The sequence below is a fragment of the Cupriavidus sp. 01L45 genome, from assembly GCF_056399885.1.
In genome coordinates, this window is record NZ_JBFTSG010000003.1 from 189577 (window position 1) to 206102 (window position 16526).

Annotated in this window: 14 protein-coding genes; 10 read left to right on the top strand and 4 right to left on the bottom strand. The window is 67.1% G+C overall.

All coding sequences use genetic code 11. The features are described 5' to 3' along the window. Positions 1-9: 9 nt before the first annotated feature. The 3 genes from AC1DT6_RS03300 to AC1DT6_RS03310 form a co-directional block, all read right to left on the bottom strand. The gene (locus AC1DT6_RS03300; protein WP_441626196.1) at positions 10-600 is read right to left on the bottom strand and encodes a hypothetical protein; all 591 of its coding nucleotides are present in this window, start codon (positions 598-600) and stop codon (positions 10-12) included. After that, complete coding sequence (locus AC1DT6_RS03305; protein ID WP_441626198.1) at positions 597-1145, bottom strand: hypothetical protein; 549 nt, start codon at positions 1143-1145, stop codon at positions 597-599. The genes AC1DT6_RS03300 and AC1DT6_RS03305 overlap by 4 nt, the downstream gene beginning before the upstream one ends. Before the next feature lie 482 nt (positions 1146-1627). Beyond that, positions 1628-1795: a hypothetical protein gene (locus tag AC1DT6_RS03310; RefSeq protein WP_441626200.1), complete on the bottom strand. Its 168-nt coding sequence runs from the start codon at positions 1793-1795 to the stop codon at positions 1628-1630. Positions 1796-2048: 253 nt separating this feature from the next. On the opposite strand from AC1DT6_RS03310, the gene AC1DT6_RS03315 reads away from it, so the two are divergent. The 3 genes from AC1DT6_RS03315 (at position 2049) to AC1DT6_RS03325 (ending at position 5002) form a co-directional block, all read left to right on the top strand. Continuing rightward, a complete protein-coding gene (locus AC1DT6_RS03315; RefSeq protein ID WP_045236439.1) occupies positions 2049-2216 on the top strand; it encodes a DUF1328 domain-containing protein in 168 nt (55 codons plus the stop codon). 109 nt (positions 2217-2325) lie between these two features. Beyond that, entirely contained in the window at positions 2326-3291 is a 966-nt protein-coding gene (locus AC1DT6_RS03320; RefSeq protein WP_477102884.1) for a YihY/virulence factor BrkB family protein, read from the top strand. Positions 3292-3427: 136 nt separating this feature from the next. Next, positions 3428-5002, top strand: coding sequence for a peptide chain release factor 3 (locus AC1DT6_RS03325; protein ID WP_441626202.1), 1575 nt, complete (start codon positions 3428-3430; stop codon positions 5000-5002). A 45-nt stretch (positions 5003-5047) separates the two neighbouring features. On the opposite strand, the gene AC1DT6_RS03330 is transcribed toward AC1DT6_RS03325, so the two are convergent. Next, positions 5048-5821 (bottom strand): TSUP family transporter, encoded by a 774-nt coding sequence (locus AC1DT6_RS03330; RefSeq protein WP_441626204.1) that lies wholly within the window; start codon positions 5819-5821, stop codon positions 5048-5050. A 250-nt stretch (positions 5822-6071) separates the two neighbouring features. Between AC1DT6_RS03330 and AC1DT6_RS03335 the strand changes: the two genes are divergently transcribed. The 7 genes from AC1DT6_RS03335 (at position 6072) to AC1DT6_RS03365 (ending at position 16525) form a co-directional block, all read left to right on the top strand. Beyond that, positions 6072-6971, top strand: a complete 900-nt coding sequence (locus tag AC1DT6_RS03335) for a LysR substrate-binding domain-containing protein (protein ID WP_441626206.1) — start codon at positions 6072-6074, stop codon at positions 6969-6971. 600 nt (positions 6972-7571) lie between these two features. Then, complete coding sequence (locus AC1DT6_RS03340; RefSeq protein ID WP_441626208.1) at positions 7572-8825, top strand: MFS transporter; 1254 nt, start codon at positions 7572-7574, stop codon at positions 8823-8825. Between the two features lie 500 nt (positions 8826-9325). Next, the gene (locus tag AC1DT6_RS03345) at positions 9326-11107 is read left to right on the top strand and encodes an N-acetylglutaminylglutamine amidotransferase (protein WP_441626210.1); all 1782 of its coding nucleotides are present in this window, start codon (positions 9326-9328) and stop codon (positions 11105-11107) included. A 75-nt stretch (positions 11108-11182) separates the two neighbouring features. Continuing rightward, positions 11183-12982 (top strand): N-acetylglutaminylglutamine synthetase, encoded by a 1800-nt coding sequence (ngg, locus tag AC1DT6_RS03350; protein ID WP_441626212.1) that lies wholly within the window; start codon positions 11183-11185, stop codon positions 12980-12982. 69 nt (positions 12983-13051) lie between these two features. Further along, on the top strand, positions 13052-14260 hold the full coding sequence (locus AC1DT6_RS03355) for an osmoprotectant NAGGN system M42 family peptidase (RefSeq protein WP_441626214.1): 1209 nt from the start codon (positions 13052-13054) through the stop codon (positions 14258-14260). Positions 14261-14295: 35 nt separating this feature from the next. Then, the gene (locus AC1DT6_RS03360; RefSeq protein ID WP_441626216.1) at positions 14296-15180 is read left to right on the top strand and encodes a mechanosensitive ion channel family protein; all 885 of its coding nucleotides are present in this window, start codon (positions 14296-14298) and stop codon (positions 15178-15180) included. A 154-nt stretch (positions 15181-15334) separates the two neighbouring features. After that, complete coding sequence (locus AC1DT6_RS03365) at positions 15335-16525, top strand: porin (RefSeq protein WP_441626218.1); 1191 nt, start codon at positions 15335-15337, stop codon at positions 16523-16525. Position 16526: the final 1 nt, after the last annotated feature.

Here is a 16526-nt window from a genome sequence, read left to right on the forward strand (position 1 = left end):
CTTCCCTGCTTAGAAAAAAGTGCCCGCCGGGGGACGGAGCACAAAAACGTTGGACGAGACATTCCCCGATCCTGCCGTCTGGTTCAGCTGCACCAGGCCCGTCGCGTTGCGGTAGGCATCCGGCTGGATGACTGCCTCGCGGGGTCCCGCTGCGTGGCCCGCTGAACCCGGGCGACTCCCTCCGGCCGATTCCGCGGCGAGCAGGCCGTCGGAGATGGCTTCGATCCTTACGCTGGCGGCCGGCGCCAGCACTGCCGCGTTGCTTTGCAGGTTGCCGTTGCCGCTGGCCACGTTGGCGCTCAGCAGTCCGCTGCCATTGGCGAATGCGCCGTTGCCGATCTGGCTCACGGCGCCGCCCGCGGGCACGGACGCGCCAGCGTGCTGGCGCGACTGCACCGTAGCGCTGCCAATGTCCGCGATGGCAGCCTGGTTGCTTTGCGCATTGCCGCTGCCGGCGGCCAGGTTAACGGCGGCACGCCCGGCAACGCCGGCGAGCGCGCCCGTATCGATGCGCGCGCTGTCGGTGTCGGTGCCCTGGGCGTGGGATGGGAGGCTGGCCAGTAAAAGGCTGGCCAGAACGGCAGCGTGGGTAAGGGTCATGGCCGGCCTCCCACCGCGAGCGGCGCCAGCCCGCGCATCAGGGCGCCGCTCATGTTGCCGGTAGCTTGCGCGATCTGGCCGGCGATGCCGCCCGAGACGCCTCCAGCGCCACTGCCGTTGGCCAGGCCCTCGATCTGGCTGGATACCACGACCAGCCGCCCGGTGGCAGACTGGCTGGTGCCGGACACGGCGGTGCCGCCGGTGCTGCGGCCCACCGCGGCAGCGAGATCGCTGTCGGTCAGGTCGCTCACCACGGCGGCTGTGGATTGCTGGAAACGGGCGGACGGAAACGGCTCGACAGCGGCTGCTACCGGCATGTCCCCCTGCGGAATGCCGCGATAGGCAATGTGCGGCTCGACGCTGCGCAGAACGACGATATCGCCTGGATCTGCACTCGCGGAGAAGGAAGCAAAGGCGGCGACAAAAGCTGCAAGACCGAGGGCGCAGGCCGCGCCAGTCGATACGAGCGCCTTCGTGCCGTCATTCGCGCAGGCGGCTGACGCATGGCAGAACTCACTCCCGCGTTGTAGGACTCGTCGCGTCATTTTTTTATATCTCCCTCTGCGGAGTAGAGCGACAAGCGTGCCAATACCCTGGGATCCAGCGCTGGCAAGGGTTTGCGGGTGGGTTGCCAGATCGTGTGTAAGTTCCCCGCAAAAGGGGGGACATTTTGGTTGCAGCACTGAAACACGCTGTTGGCAGTGAAGCCGGTTGTAAGCTATTGCCGATCTACCGCCCAGCCATGATGGATCAGGCCAGACGCCGCGCCATGTGTGCCCCGACGGGCGGGCGGGCGCCGGTTACATTGCTGAAACAAGGCCGGCGGTGGCTGGCGCGCCCGCCTGCCTTTGCTGCCGGCCGCTTTTGTGCCCCGCAACCCCCGTTTGCCACGCGCAACGCCGTCCGCGGGGTGCGATGGTCCCTACGCAGAAACGGGTACGCCCTGAGCTTGCAGGAGCATGGGTGCCACGCAGGCCGCACCGGCCACGCTGGCCTGCCCTGCGCGGTTGCGAAGCTGGCGATGCGCTCAGGCTGGCGCGCCTGGCAGACCCTGCGCTGTGCCGCCGGCGTGTTGCGCGGGTCCGCTGGAGATCGGCTTGGGGCCCGGCTGGCTGCGTTCGCAACCAGCGGCGGCGAGCAGGCCGAGCGCCAGGAAGACGGCGGTCCCGAGGCGGTGGATAGTCCTTCTGTTCATGGTGCCTCCTTCCGACTGTCAAAGGGTTGCGTGCTGGAGGACGGTGCTTGCACGTTGGGGATGGCGCTCAACGGTCCGGTGACGCCGTGCGCGCGCGGCGAAATGGCGCCTTGCCCGTCTTTCAGTCTAGCTGCTGGTGCCGGGATCGGGCCAAAACCGAGCCGCGGGCGGCTTGGGCAAAGCGTGCGATGGGCGGTATCATGAACCTTGGAGCGGATAACAAGACGGGAGATGGCTGCATTGGAGTCGCATCATGTTGCGCTACGCCGTGGTTTTCTTCGTCATCGCCGTGATTGCCGCCTTGTTCGGCTTTGGCGGCATTTCCGCCTGGGCGGCCGCGTTCGCCAAAATTGTCTTCCTCATCTTCATCGTGCTGTTCATGGTGTCGCTGATATGGGGCCTGAGCAAGGACCGGCGCTAGCGCCGCCTATGACAACGGCGCTCATGGCCCCGCCCCTGCGGGGCCGCTCGCCGGCGCCGATCAATAACGGGATCCACGCGTGAATCCAGCCGATTTCCCCGACCGGTCCCTGGACCACAAGCCGCCCAGGCAACGCCCGGGCGGCAATGGCAACTGGTTGCCCAATCGCCATACCGCCGCGCGCACGGTCAGCGTGGTGCTGGCCGCGATACGCTCGTGGCTGGCGCACCGTGCCGCCAGCAAGGGCGCGGCGCTGTCCTTCTATATGCTTTTCTCGATGGCGCCAATCCTGGTGCTGGTGATTTCCATTGCCGGCCTCTTCTTCGGCGCGGAGGCGGCACGCGGCGAGATATTCGCCCAGATCGAGGGCCTGGTCGGCGCCCAGGGCGCGGCGGCCGTTCAGCAAATCCTTGCCGCCACGCATCGCGCCGGCGGTAGCGGGGTGGCCGCCGCCATCGCCACCGGCATCCTGTTCGTCGGCGCCACCAGCGCCTTTGCCGAGCTAAAGGGCAGCCTGGACGAGATCTGGCAAGCGCCCGTGCCGCAAGGCGCGGGCTGGCAGCAATTGCTGCGCGCGCGGTTGTTGTCGTTCAGCCTGGTGCTGGTGCTGGGCTTCATGCTGCTGGTGTCGCTGATCGTCAATGCCGCGCTGGCCGTGATCGACCGGTTCTGGGGGCAGTTGTGGACGCAATCGTGGTTTGCGCCGGTCGCCGAAGCGATCTCAACGGCATTTTCCTTTTGCGTGGTCACTTTGCTGTTCGCCGTGATCTTCAAGATGCTGCCCAACGCGCGCATCGCCTGGCGCGATGTGATCATGGGGGCGGTCATCACCGCCCTGTTGTTCGCGGTGGGCAAGCGGCTGATTGGCCTCTACTTGGGCAATAGTGCCGTGGCTACGTCTTACGGGGCGGCCGGCTCGGTGGTGGCGCTGATGTTGTGGGTGTATTATTCGGCGCAAATTTTCTTCTTCGGTGCCGAACTCACTCGCCAGTACGCGCTGCAATTCGGCAGCCTGAGAGGGCAAAGCGGCAGCGTGCCGCCCGATCCCCGCGCCGCTGGTCCCGCGAACCGGTAAAATACGGCCCGATTCCCTTCGTGCATGCCCGCAGTGCCCGGCCCCCGACCGCAAGCTGATGGTCGCGCCGGCCCCTGGCGCCGGTCCGCTGCGCCCCGGGCCCTTATTTCATCTTCTGTTTGCCGAATCCACTGCCGTGAGCTCGCTCGTATCCGAAATTGCGCGTCGTCGCACCTTTGCCATCATTTCGCACCCTGACGCGGGTAAGACGACCCTGACCGAAAAACTGCTGTGGTTCGGCGGCGCCATCCAGGTCGCGGGCGAAGTGCGCGCGCGCAAGGCCGACCGCCATGCCACCTCCGACTGGATGGAGCTGGAAAAGCAGCGCGGCATTTCGGTGACCTCCTCGGTGATGCAGTTCCCCTACCAGGAGAACATCATCAACCTGCTCGACACGCCGGGCCACGAGGACTTTTCGGAAGACACCTACCGCACGCTGACCGCGGTGGACTCCGCGGTGATGGTGATCGACTCGGTCAACGGCGTCGAAGCCCAGACCATCAAGCTGCTCAACGTCTGCCGCCTGCGCGACACGCCCATCATCACCTTCATCAACAAGCTCGACCGTGAAGGCCGCTCGCCGATCGAACTGCTCGACGAAATCGAGGACGTGCTGAAGATGCAGTGCGCGCCGATGACCTGGCCGATCGGCATGGGCAAGTCTTTCCGCGGTGTGTACCACCTGATCGACGACCGCGTGCAGTTGTTCGATCCGCACGGCGACAAGGGCACCTCGGCCATCGTCCAGGGGCTGGACAACCCGGAGCTGGACCGCGTGCTGGGCAGCCAGGCGGAGGAACTGCGCATCGAGATCGAACTCGTGCGCGGCGCTTCGCATGCCTTCGACAAGGACGCCTTTCTCAGCGGCAAGCAGACGCCGGTGTACTTCGGCTCGGCCGTCAACAACTTCGGCGTGCAATCGCTGCTCGACGCACTGTGCGCGCTGGCGCCGCCGCCGCAGGCGCGCCATGCCGAGTCGCGCGTGGTGGAGCCGCAGGAGCCCAAGTTCACCGGCTTCGTGTTCAAGATCCAGGCCAATATGGACCCGCGCCACCGCGACCGCATCGCCTTCGTGCGTGTCTGTTCGGGCCGTTTCGAGCGCGGCATGAAGCTGCTGCACGTGTCCACCGGCAAGACCATGGCGATCAATAACGCCATCACCTTCATGTCGCAGGACCGCAATACGACCGAAGAGGCCTATGCCGGCGACATCATCGGCGTGCCCAACCACGGCACCATCCGCCTGGGCGACGTGTTCAGCGAGGGTGAAGCGCTCAAGTTCACTGGTATTCCTTCGTTCGCGCCCGAGTTCTTCCGCCGCGCGCGACTGAACAACCCGCTGAAGGTCAAGCAACTGCAAAAGGGTTTGCAGCAGCTGGCCGAGGAAGGCGCCACGCAGATGTTCCGCCCGATCGCTTCCAACGACCTGGTGCTGGGCGCCGTGGGTATCCTGCAGTTCGACGTGGTGGCGCACCGCCTGGAGCATGAGTACGGCGTCGACGCGATTTTCGAGTCGCACGATTGCGCCACGGCGCGCTGGCTCAAGGGCGATCCCGCGGAGATCGACAAGCTGATCGAAAAGGCCGGCCATAACGTGGCGCTCGACGGCGCGGGCGACCACGTCTACCTGGCGCCCAGCATGGTCAACCTGCGCCTGACGCAGGAGCGCTTTCCCAATCTGCAGTTCATGGAAACGCGCGAGATCGTCTGAGGCCGGGTGTCATGGACGAACGCCGCCCTCGCCGGGCGGCGTTCGTCAGTTCACGCGCAGCAGGAAGTGCAGCACCAGCGCGCCGCCCGAACACAGCACCACCACATTGACCATGCGCAGAAACTGCTCGCGCGACAAGCGCAGCGTGATCCTGCGCCCGGCCCACAGGCCCAGCGCCATCGCCGGCGCCAGCATCAGCGCCAGCTTGAGGATGGCCGCGCCTGCATACACTCCCGCCAGCGCGAACAGCACCAGCCGCGTCAGCGTGCTTACGCCGATCAGCGTCGATTGCGTCATGCGCATCGCGTCCTTGCCCAGCCGTCCCGACAGGTAGATCGCATACAGGAAACCGCCGCTGCCGAACATGGCCGAGCAGATGCCGCCACCCAGCCCGAAAGGGAGCGCCGCGCGCGGCGTGAAGCCCGCCGGGCGCCTGCCGGCAAGCGACCAGACCGCGTAGGCCATGGCGAACATGCCCAGCAGCAGCGGCAGCAGATCCGATTGCAGCTTGAGCAGCAACGCGGCGCCCGCCAGGCTGCCGGCCAGCATGCAGGGCAGCAACCGGCCAAGCTCGGCGCGGTCCGCGGCGCGGCCATCGCGCAGCAAGGCAAAGGCGGCGGCGCTGCAGTCCATCAGCGCCAGCAGAGGCACGATCTGGCTGACCGGCATCAGGTAGGCCAGCAGCGGTCCCGCCACCAGCGCGGTGCCAAAGCCCGCCATGCCGAAGATCACATAAGCGCCGGCGATTGCCAGGCACATGGCGAGGTAGGCCGGCAGGGAAAAGCCAGGGAGCAGGAAGGAAAGGGAGGGGAGTTCCACGATAGGCTGAGTCGGGGTTGCGTGACCCACAGCATAGGGACGCGCCCGCCGGCGGACCAATATCAAAGCGCCCCGCGATCCATCGCAAAGCGGCATGGCAGGGTGCTGGGCGCGGCGCCCGCGCCATGGCACACTGCGCGCGTGCGCCGCGCCGGCGCCAATCCAGCCATCGCAGTCCGCAATCCCGGCTCGCGGCCCCGCGCACGACCCGGCCCGGCATGAGCCCGTCCTTCAATGAGCCTGTCCCTGAATGAGCCCGTCCCTCAAGCAGTTGCGCTATTTCGTGGAAATCGTCGATGCCGGCAGCTTCAGCCTGGCCGCCGAGCGGCTCTTTATTGCCCAGTCGGCGCTGAGCCGGCAGATCAAGGAACTGGAGGGCATGTTGCAGGTGGCGCTGCTGGTGCGCAAGGCGCGCCATGTGGAAACCACGCCGGCCGGCCGCGCTTTCCATGAAGCCGCCCGCCGCATCCTGGCCGAGCTGACCGAGGCATCGGCGCAGGCGCGCCAGGTCGAGCGCGGAGAACAAGGCACTGTGCGCTTGCTGCATTCGAGTTCGGTGCCGCTGACGCCAGCCTGCACGGCGGTATTGCGCGCGTACCAGTCCGGACATCCGGGGATTCGTCTTGAAATCTCGCAGGCGTCCAGCGAACAGCAGGCGCTTGAGATCGAGGAAGGCCGCGCCGATCTTGGCCTGGCGCGCGAGCCGCTGCTGCGCCGGCTGCCCCGCGTCAACGTCGATCCGCTCTACAGCGAACGTCTCGAACTGGCGGTAAGCAGCGCGCACCCGCTGGCGCGGGAGGACCAAATCGCGCTGGAGGCCTTGCGGGAGCAACCTTTCGTGTCGCTGCCGCATGCGGATCGCGGCGGCCTGAGCCAGCGCGTGGCGCAGTGCTGCCTGGCGAGCGGCTTCTACCCGCGCGCCGCCGCGGCGATCTCGCGCAAGCTGTCGCAACTGGCGCTGGTGGAGGCCGGGTTTGGCGTGGCCCTGGTGCCGGCTTCGCTCGGGCGCATGGCGCCGCCGGGGGTGCGCTTCGTGCCGCTGGCCGATGCCGGCTGCGACACGCGCGTGGTGCTGCTGTCGCGGCGCGATGCCGCGCCAGCGGCCGCGGCGCTGGCCAGCAGCCTGCGCATGGCGCTGCCTGCTCAATAAGCCAGCGAGGCCTGGCTGGTCCTGCACCTTGGAGTCATTGGGGCTATCGAGCCAGTTGCCTACCACGGTAACGGTATTGAGCGCGCTTTCGGCGCTGAAAGCGCCAGTGGCCTGCGGTGCGGTTGCGGCATCGGGTGCGGGCACGGCGCCAGGGTGGGTGTCGGCCGCATGCGCGGGACATGGTCAGGCAAAGCAGGACGGTGCCGATAGCGGCGCACGTGAGCGAGACGGTGGGCTGCAAAATGGAATTCCCGGGAATGGGGCGGGAAAGTCAGGGTGCCGCCACATCGAGTGGTGCATTATGAATACGAATGATTCTCGAAACGAATCGCATTTTTTCGCTCTGTAGCGATATTGCATCATTGTTGATACATGGCGGCGGCGTACGGACACAATGCATGCGCCTGCATGCATCGCGGGGCTCGGATAGAATCCGAAACTTGCGGGAACTGGTCTGGGAAATTGCCTGGGAAATGGCCCGGTAGCCGGTGCGTGGTTTTGGCTGCCATGCGAGTCGTTTCAGGCGCTTTTCAGCGTTTCCCGCCGAGTGAGACAAGCCAGCGCTTTGCCTCGCCGCCCGCCCCGTCATCACCGCCATCCATGCCGACCCCTGCTACTGCTCCGGCCACCGCGCCGGACTCTGTTTTTCGCGACCCTTCATTTCGGCTGTTCTGGTTTGCCCGCCTGTGCACCACCATCGGCTATCAGATCTTCACGGTGGCCGTGGGCTGGCAGATGTATGACCTCACCCGCGATCCCTTCATGCTCGGCATGGTGGGCCTGGTGCAGTTCCTGCCCTCGGTGATGCTCCTGCTGGTGTCAGGCCATGTGGCGGACCGTTTCGACCGGCGCCTGATCGTACGGACCTGCCAGACGCTGGAAGCGCTGATTGCGGTGTCGATGGCGGTGGCGAGCCTGAAGGGCTGGATCACGCGCGATCACATCTTTGTCTTCGTGGCCCTGATCGGCGCCACCCGCGCATTCGAGACGCCGACGCTGCAAGCGCTGCTGCCCAGTGTGGTCACGCCGCGCCAGCTTCCGCGCGCAGTGGCCTTGTCCAGTTCCGCCACGCAGACGGCCATCATCATCGGCCCCGCGCTGGGCGGCTTTGCCTATGTGGCCGGCCCCGGCGTGGTCTACGCCATCAGCGCCACGCTGTTCGCCGTGGCCGCCTGCCTGGTGAGCGTGCTCAAGCTGCGCCAGGCCGCGCAGCGGCTGACCACGCCGGTCAGCATCGCCACGCTGTTTGCCGGTTTCTCCTATATCCGCAGCCGTCCGGTGCTGCTCGGCGCGATCTCGCTGGATCTGTTTGCCGTGCTGCTGGGCGGCGCCACCGCGCTGCTGCCCATCTATGCGCGCGACATCCTCCACACCGGGCCCTGGGGCCTTGGCCTGCTGCGCTCGTCGCCCGCCGTCGGCGCGTTGGTAACCGCGCTGTGGCTGGCACATCACCCGATGAACCGCCGCGTGGGACGCGTGATGTTCGGCGCGGTGGCCGTGTTCGGCGTGGCCACCATGGTGTTCGGCATCTCGCACTGGTTGCCGCTGTCGATGGCCGCGCTGGTCATGCTCGGCGCTTCCGACATGATCAGCGTAGTGGTGCGGTCCACCCTGGTCCAGCTCGATACGCCCGACGATATGCGCGGGCGCGTGGGGGCCGTCAACTCCGTGTTCATTGGGGCATCCAACCAGCTTGGCGAGTTCGAGTCGGGCGTCACGGCCGCACTGCTCGGACCGGTCGGCGCGGTGTTGCTGGGCGGCATCGGCACACTGGTGGTCGTGGCGGTGTGGATGCGCCTGTTCCCCTCGCTGGCCTCGCGCGACCGCTTGCACGATCACCCTTTGACGGCCTGAACGCCGGCCGGACAGCGCCCTGCGGTCCGGTCGCACCGGTTGATTTGCCCCTCCCGCACCAAAAGCGTACCCAATTCTGCGTGCCTCGACGGTGCCGTCCGGGCGCCGGAATGCGCCACTCTCCGATCCCGCACCACGCCGCATGCGCCGGAAATATGGTGCTTGCACCGCTTTGTCGCGCGATGCCATGCACGCATAAAAGTATCTGAAATGGCATTCAGGCGAATTTTTTTGAACCGGTGCGAGCCCTTGTCCACCAAGGGCTCGCGCCGGTTCGGCCGCCTGCCTCCGCGAATTTCGGGGAAACCAAAGCCCCATTCATCTGTCCTGAAAGTATCCCCAATTTCAATCAACTGTAGGTGATCGTCAGACATCCGGTCAGACGGTCGCGGGCAGACCAGAACACCGCGCCATGAGAAAACAATACACGGCGCGGTATTTGGGCTTTGGCAGTCCCATTGGACGTCCCGATACCGCCAGTGACAGGAGAGCGTCCGGATATGTGTGGCATTGCTGGAGAATTACGTTTCGATCAGGTCATGGCCGACCTGCACGCCGTCGCCGTCATGACGCGCGACCAGGCGCCGCGCGGCCCCGACGGAGAAGGCCTGTTTAGCCTGGGCAGCCGTGCGTTCGGCCATCGCCGGCTGCGCATCATGGATTTGTCGCAGCGCGCGCACCAGCCCTTCATCGACAACGAACTGGGCCTGGGCGTCGTGTTCAACGGCGCGATCTACAACCACGATGCGTTGCGCAAGGAACTGGCCGCCCAGGGCTACCGCTTTGCCTCGACCGGCGATACCGAAGTCATCATCAAGGCGTGGCATGCATGGGGGCCGGCCGCGCTCCACCGCTTCGCCGGCATGTTCGCCTTCGCCCTGTGGGAGCGCGATTCCGGCGTGACCCACCTGGTGCGCGACCGCCTGGGCATCAAGCCGTTGTACTACTCGGCCACGCCGCAGCGCCTGCGCTTTGCTTCCACGCTGCCAGCCTTGCTGGCCGGCGGCGATATCGACACCACGCTTGACCCCGTAGCGCTGCATCACTACCTGAGCCTGCACGCCGTGGTCCCCGCGCCCCACACCATCCTGCAAGCGGTGCGCAAGCTGCCGCCGGCCACGCATATGACGGTGCAGCCCGACGGCCGCACCGACAGCCGCACCTGGTGGCGGCTGGATTTCCGCCAGAACGCAGACGATCTGGAAAGGCCGTTCGAGGCCTGGCGCGATCTCACGCTCGCCACGCTGCGCGACGCCGTGCACCGCCGCACCGTGGCCGATGTGCCGGTGGGCGTGCTGTTGTCCGGCGGGGTCGACTCCAGCCTGATCACCGGTTTGCTCGCAGAAACGGGTACGCCCGACCTGCGCACCTACGCCATCGGCTTCGAGACCGTGGGCGGCGAGGCTGGCGACGAGTTTCGGTACTCCGACCTGGTGGCCAGGCACTTCGGCACCCGCCACGAGAAGATGATGATTCCGGCGGCCGGCCTGCTGACCGCGCTGCCCGACGCCATCGGCGCCATGAGCGAGCCGATGGTCAGCCACGACTGCGTGGCCTTCTACCTGCTGTCCGCCGCCGTGGCGAAACACAGCCGCGTGGTGCAGAGCGGGCAGGGCGCCGACGAAGTTTTCGGCGGCTACCACTGGTACCCGCCGCTGGCCGGCAACACGGACGCGGACGGCGGAGTCGCCGCCTACCGGCACGGCTTCTTCGACCGCAGCCACGACGAGATGGCGGAGCTGCTCGCGCCGCAATGGCTGGCCGACGATCCCAGCGGCCGCTTCCTTGCCGCGCACTTCGCCCAGGCCGGCGCCGACAGCGCTATCGACCGCGCGCTGCGCGTGGACACCACCGTGATGCTGGTGGAGGACCCGGTCAAGCGCGTCGACAACATGACCATGGCGCACGGCCTGGAGGCGCGGGTGCCCTTCCTCGACCACGAGCTGGTGGAACTGGCCGCGCGCATGCCGGCACGCCACAAGGTCGCCGCGGGCGGCAAGCATGTGCTCAAGGAAGCGGCGCGCCAGGTGATCCCGGTCGCGGTGATCGATCGCCCCAAGGGCTATTTCCCGGTGCCGGCGCTGAAGTACCTGCGCGGCCCGTTCCTGGATTACGTGCGCGGCTACATCAGCAGCGATCGCGCGCGCAGCCGCGGCCTCTACCGCGACGGCGTGGCCGACGCCATGCTCGACGCGCCCGATAGCCATATCACCCCGCTCAAGGGCTCCATGGTCTGGCAGATCGCGCTGCTCGAAGCGTGGTTGCAGACGCGCGGCATCTGACCGGCGCAGCGATGCACCGACAACACGCCAGCCTGACGGGACGCTGCACGAGACACCAACAGGAGGAAGACCCACATGCCATCCACCAACCTTGTCAGCCTTTCCGCGCGCACCAGGGCTACCGGCCGGATCGCGCCCTCGCCGCATCCCGCCGGCGCGATGCATGACCCCGCCGGCGAGGATCGCACTGGCGTTGCCACCCCGCGCAGCGCCGGCGAGCCGCCGGCGCCGGTGTCGACCCGCCCCAATGCGATGATCGATTGCGGCTGGGGCCGGCTGATGTTCGCACCGGCCTTCGGTTCGCCGGCGCTGCTGGCTGCCGAACTGCAGCAAGAAGCGCCTGGCCGGCGCGATATCGCGTTCTACGTGGACGCGCCGCAACTCGTGCTCGCGCAAGCGCCGCAGACGCTGTTCCTCGATCCTTCGCTGCTGTTCCGCCGCCGCCTCGATGTGCCGCTGGACGATATCGCGCCATCTCCTGGCGTCACCATTCGCCGCCTCGCGACCCGCGCCGACATCGCTGCAATCAATCGCCTCTACGCCATGCGCAAGATGGTGCCGCTAGACGCTGCCACCGTGTGGCGTCAACGCGAGCAGGAAGCGGTGGTCTACCTGCTCGCCGAGGATGAGCAGAGCGGCGAGATCGTCGGCTCGGCCATGGGCGTGGACCATGCGCTGGCCTTCGGCGACGAGCAAGGCGGCAGCAGCCTGTGGTGCCTGGTGGTGGATCCGCAGACCCACCTCGCCGGCGTGGGGCGCTCGCTGGTCACGCACCTGCTCGCGCGCTTTGCCGAACGCGGCAGGCGGTCGCTCGACCTCTCGGTGCTGCACGACAACGAGCACGCCATCGGCCTGTATCACAAGCTCGGCTTCAGCCAGCTCGATGGCTTTGTCATCAAGCACAAGAACGCCATCAACGAGCCGCTGTTTGCCGGCAGCAGCGAGTGCGACCAGCTCAATCCCTACGCCGCGCTGATCGTCAAGGAAGCACGCCGGCGCGGTATCGGCGTGGACATCGTCGATGCCGCCAGCGGCATCTTCGGCCTGCGCTTCGGCGGACGCGAGGTGCTGTGCCGCGAATCGCTTTCGGAGCTGACCGGCGCGGTGGCCATGACGTGGTGCCAGGACAAGGCGCTCACGCGTGCCCGGCTGGATGCGGCGGGCCTCGCGGTGCCGCGCCAGCGGCCCGCGGGCAGCGAGGCAGACAACGCAGCCTTCCTTGGTGCCTGCGGCTCGGTGGTGGTCAAGCCCGCCTGCGGCGAGCAGGGGCGCGGCATCAGCGTGGACGTGCGCGACACCGCGCAACTGCCCAGCGCTATCGAAGCCGCGCAGCGCGAAGGCGGCAACGTGTTGCTGGAGTCGTTCTGTCCCGGGCAGGACTTGCGCATCGTCGTGATCGGCTACGCGGTGGTGGCTGCCGCGATTCGCAAGCCGGCCGAAGTGGTGGGAGACGGCAAGTCGGATCTCAAGACGCTGATTGAGCGCCACAGCGCGCGCCGCGCCGCTGCCACCGGTGGCGAAAGCCGCATTCCGATGGACGGCGAAACCGGGCGCTGCATCGGCGCGCAAGGCCTGGGGATGGCTTCGGTGCCGGCGGCCGGCCAGCGCGTGCCGGTGCGCAAGACCGCCAACCTGCATACCGGCGGCACGCTGCACGACGTCACGGCGGAACTCCATCCGGTGCTGCGCGAAGCCGCCGTTACCGCCGCGCGCGCGTTGCGCATCCCGGTGGTGGGACTGGACTTTCTGGTACCCGCGCATGACCAGCCCGAGTACGTGATCATCGAAGCCAATGAACGCCCCGGCCTGGCCAACCACGAACCGCAGCCGACCGCCGAGCGCTTTGTCGACCTCCTTTTCCCGTTCACCGCCTGACCGCGTTCCCTGGCGTACCAACCTCTTCCGTACCAACTTCTTCCTGAACCGAACCATGAACCCGCCCGCATGCAGACACTGACAATCGACGCTTACTACCTCAAGACCACGCTGCTGGAGTTGCTCGCCATCCCCAGTCCCGCCGGGCTGACCGACGAGATCGTGCACTACACCGCGCGCACGCTCGACAGCCTGGACATTCCGTACCAGCTCACCCGGCGCGGCACCATCCGCGCCACGCTGCGCGGCAATCGCGCGCAAGCCGGGCTCGGCCCCGACTGCGCTATCGTCGCCCATCTCGATACGCTTGGCGCCATGGTGCGCGAAGTCAAGCCCAACGGCCGCCTGGCGCTAGCTCCCATCGGTACCTGGTCCAGCCGCTGGGCCGAAGGCGGGCGCGTGACACTGTTTACCGAGAGCGGCCGGCATCGCGGCTCGGTGCTGCCCTTGCTGGCTTCGGGTCACGTATACAACGAGGCGGTGGACACGCAACCCGTCAACTGGGACCAGCTCGAACTGCGGCTCGACGAAGATGCCGCCACGCCGCAAGCACTGCGCGAACTCGGTATACAGGTGGGCGATTTCGTTGCGTTCGACGCCAACCCCGAGATCCTCGACAACGGCTTTATCGTCTCGCGCCATCTCGACAACAAGGCCGGCGTCGCCGCGGTACTGGCCGCACTCAAGGCCGTGCGCGAAAGCGGCGCGCCGGTGCCGATGGACTGCCACGCCGTGTTTACGCTCACCGAAGAAGTTGGTTCGGGCGCCACCGCGGTGATCGAGGACGACGTCAGCGAAGTGATCGGCATCGACATCGGCCCGGTGGCGCCGGGGCAGGGCGCGAGCGAAAATGGCGTGACCATTCCGCTGATGGATTCGGCCGGACCGCATGACTATCACCTTACGCGCCGCTTGCTGCGCCTGTGCGAAGAGCACGGCATCCCCAGCCATCGCGACGTGTTCCGTTTCTACCACTCCGACGCGGGCGCGGCGGTCACTGCCGGGCACGATGTGCGTACGGCGTTGCTTTGCTTCGGCGCCGACGCCTCGCATGGCTATGAGCGCACACGGTTGTCCGTGCTCGTTCATCTTGCCGAATTGCTCACCGTCTATATTCAGAGCGGGCCAACCTTGCCGGAGGACCGCCAGCGCCGCATGGGCTCGGTGGCTGGCTTCTCGCATCAGCTCGATCCCGGCCAGCTCGCGCGCAGCGAAACGCCGTTGCCCGACGCAGGCGAACTGGCGCATCGCCGGCGCGGCAGCGTGAGCCGCGCATGACCAGTCTTTCCAATTTGATTGCCGGAGCCGAATCCATGGACCTCAACTTCATCGAGCCCAGAAAGCTGGAAGCAGCCTGGACCTACCTGCTGCAACTGGTGGTGCAGCAGGGCCTGAACTGCATCGCCGCCGTCCTGATCCTGATACTGGGCTGGTGGATCTCGGGCCGTGCCCGCGCCGCCGTGCTGCGCGCATTCGACCGCCCGCGCGTCGATGCCACCTTGCGTCCCATGCTGGCCAGCGTCACGCAGTGGATCGTGCGCGTGATCACGATTGTGCTGGTGCTGTCGCAATTTGGCGTGCAGACCGCCAGCATCATCGCCATGCTCGGCGCCGCCGGCCTCGCCATCGGGCTGGCTTTGCAAGGTACGCTGCAGAATATCGCCGCGGGCATCATGCTGGTGCTGCTGCGGCCGTTCCGCGTGGGCCAGTACATCGATGCCCAGGGCGTGGCGGGCACGGTGCGCGAAACCGGGCTGTTCATGACCGAGCTGACCACCTTCGACGGGGTTTGCCTGCGCGTGCCCAACGGCAAGATCTGGGGCAGCGCCATCACCAACTACAGCGAGAACCCCACGCGCCGCCTCGATATCGAGGTCACGGTCACCTTCGGCGCCGATATCCAGGCCGCGCTCGATGCGCTGCGCACCATGCTCGCCGCGGAAGACCGCGTGCTGGCGGACCCGGCCGCCGAGGTCATGGTGATCAACTACGCGGCGCAAGGCGTGACGCTTAATGTGCGCTGCTGGCTTGCCGCCGTGGATTACTGGACCGTACGCTTCGCGTTCTACCACCGCATCAAGCAGGCGCTGGAAGCCGCCGGCTGCGCCATCGCCGTGCCGGTGCAGGAACTGCGCGTACCCGACGATGCGCAACTCGCCGTGCCCGCCGTGGCCAATCCCGCGCGCAGGCTGAGCTGAACCGTCTGGCCTGATCGTCTTCCGCCGCCGGGGCGCGCAAACGCCCCGGCGGCGATTCTGTTTTGTGGCGCGCCCTCGTGATGCCGCCGCACTTTCACCCCTTTGGGTCGCTCACGCTTGTCCAGGGCCCGCTACCCGAGCGGCGGACCCTGGCATGTCATCAAATCTGGAACTGGCATTGACGTTTGACTCCACGCCCGCACTGAACCCCGCACTGAACCCCACACGGAACCCATCACATACATCCCCGCGCTTTCGCGCCGTGGCGCCGCCATGCGAAAGCGCATTTTCCCCCGGCCTGCGCCGCAAGCGCGCACTGGCGCGCTGTCTGCCGGCGCTCGCCTGCGCCGCCGTACTGGCCCCGGCCGCACCGATGGCGCACGCGCAGGGCAGCCTCACGCTGTATGGCTTTGCCGATGCCGGCATCTTCCGCCCGGCGCCGGGACAGCCGGTCCAACTCGGCACCATGCAGCGCAGCTTCATCGGCCTGCGCGGCAGCGAGCCGCTGGGCGGCGGCTGGGCCGCCACCATGAACCTGCAGACACGTTTCGACATGGGCGACGGACGCCTTGAAGCCAGCGGTGCCACGCCGTACTTCCAGGGCGAATCCACCGTCGGCATCCGATCGCCCTATGGCGACCTGCGGTTTGGCCGCGCGCTGACGCCGATGTGGCAATACGACTGGCAGTACGACAGCTGGGACAACTTCAATCGCGTCGGCTCGGTGGCCTGGTTTGTGTACCACCCGTCCTATCGCACCGATCCGTACCACAACGGTCCGGCGGGAGAATATTCGCGGCTGAACAACGGGGTGTTCTACGATTCGCCGAAATGGGGTGGCGTGCATGTCCACGTCTCCGCCGGCGTGGAAAAGAACGAGACGCCGGATGCCGCCGGCAACCGGGACCGCACCCGGCCGCTGGCCGCTTCGCTCAACTACGACGCGGGACCGTGGTCCGCCATGCTCACCGCCGAGCGCAATTCAGCCCGCGACAACACCTGGTTTGCCGGGCTCGCCTATGCCTTCAGCGCGGTGCGGCTGATGGCGTCGTATAGCCAGACGCATCTGAGCGCCGCCAGCCAGGCGTTTCTCGGCGATGCCAGCGCGAAACGCAGCGCGGCCACCCTCGCCGCGAACTGGCGCGTGGGCGCCGTCACGCTGAAGCTCTCCGGTGCGCGGGATTTCCAGGGCTACGGCCACGCCGGCACGACCGGCTACGTCACCAGCGGGCTGGACTACGCGCTATCGAAACGCACCACGCTGTATGGCGCGGTGTCGTATCGCCACAGCCGGCAGGCCAGTGGCGGCACCGGGTTTGGTGCCGGCATCAGCCATAGTTTCTAAG

Excerpts from the sequence above, each read along its gene's own strand:
- AC1DT6_RS03360 (WP_441626216.1), top strand. The coding sequence starts at position 14,296 with ATGGACCTCAACTTCATCGAGCCCAGAAAGCTGGAAGCAGCCTGGACC.
- AC1DT6_RS03340 (WP_441626208.1), top strand. The coding sequence starts at position 7,572 with ATGCCGACCCCTGCTACTGCTCCGGCCACCGCGCCGGACTCTGTTTTT.
- AC1DT6_RS03355 (WP_441626214.1), top strand. The coding sequence starts at position 13,052 with ATGCAGACACTGACAATCGACGCTTACTACCTCAAGACCACGCTGCTG.
- AC1DT6_RS03305 (WP_441626198.1), bottom strand. The coding sequence starts at position 1,145 with ATGACGCGACGAGTCCTACAACGCGGGAGTGAGTTCTGCCATGCGTCA.
- AC1DT6_RS03365 (WP_441626218.1), top strand. The coding sequence starts at position 15,335 with ATGTCATCAAATCTGGAACTGGCATTGACGTTTGACTCCACGCCCGCA.
- AC1DT6_RS03300 (WP_441626196.1), bottom strand. The coding sequence starts at position 600 with ATGACCCTTACCCACGCTGCCGTTCTGGCCAGCCTTTTACTGGCCAGC.
- AC1DT6_RS03345 (WP_441626210.1), top strand. The coding sequence starts at position 9,326 with ATGTGTGGCATTGCTGGAGAATTACGTTTCGATCAGGTCATGGCCGAC.
- AC1DT6_RS03335 (WP_441626206.1), top strand. The coding sequence starts at position 6,072 with ATGAGCCCGTCCCTCAAGCAGTTGCGCTATTTCGTGGAAATCGTCGAT.
- AC1DT6_RS03310 (WP_441626200.1), bottom strand. The coding sequence starts at position 1,795 with ATGAACAGAAGGACTATCCACCGCCTCGGGACCGCCGTCTTCCTGGCG.
- AC1DT6_RS03315 (WP_045236439.1), top strand. The coding sequence starts at position 2,049 with ATGTTGCGCTACGCCGTGGTTTTCTTCGTCATCGCCGTGATTGCCGCC.
- ngg (WP_441626212.1), top strand. The coding sequence starts at position 11,183 with ATGCCATCCACCAACCTTGTCAGCCTTTCCGCGCGCACCAGGGCTACC.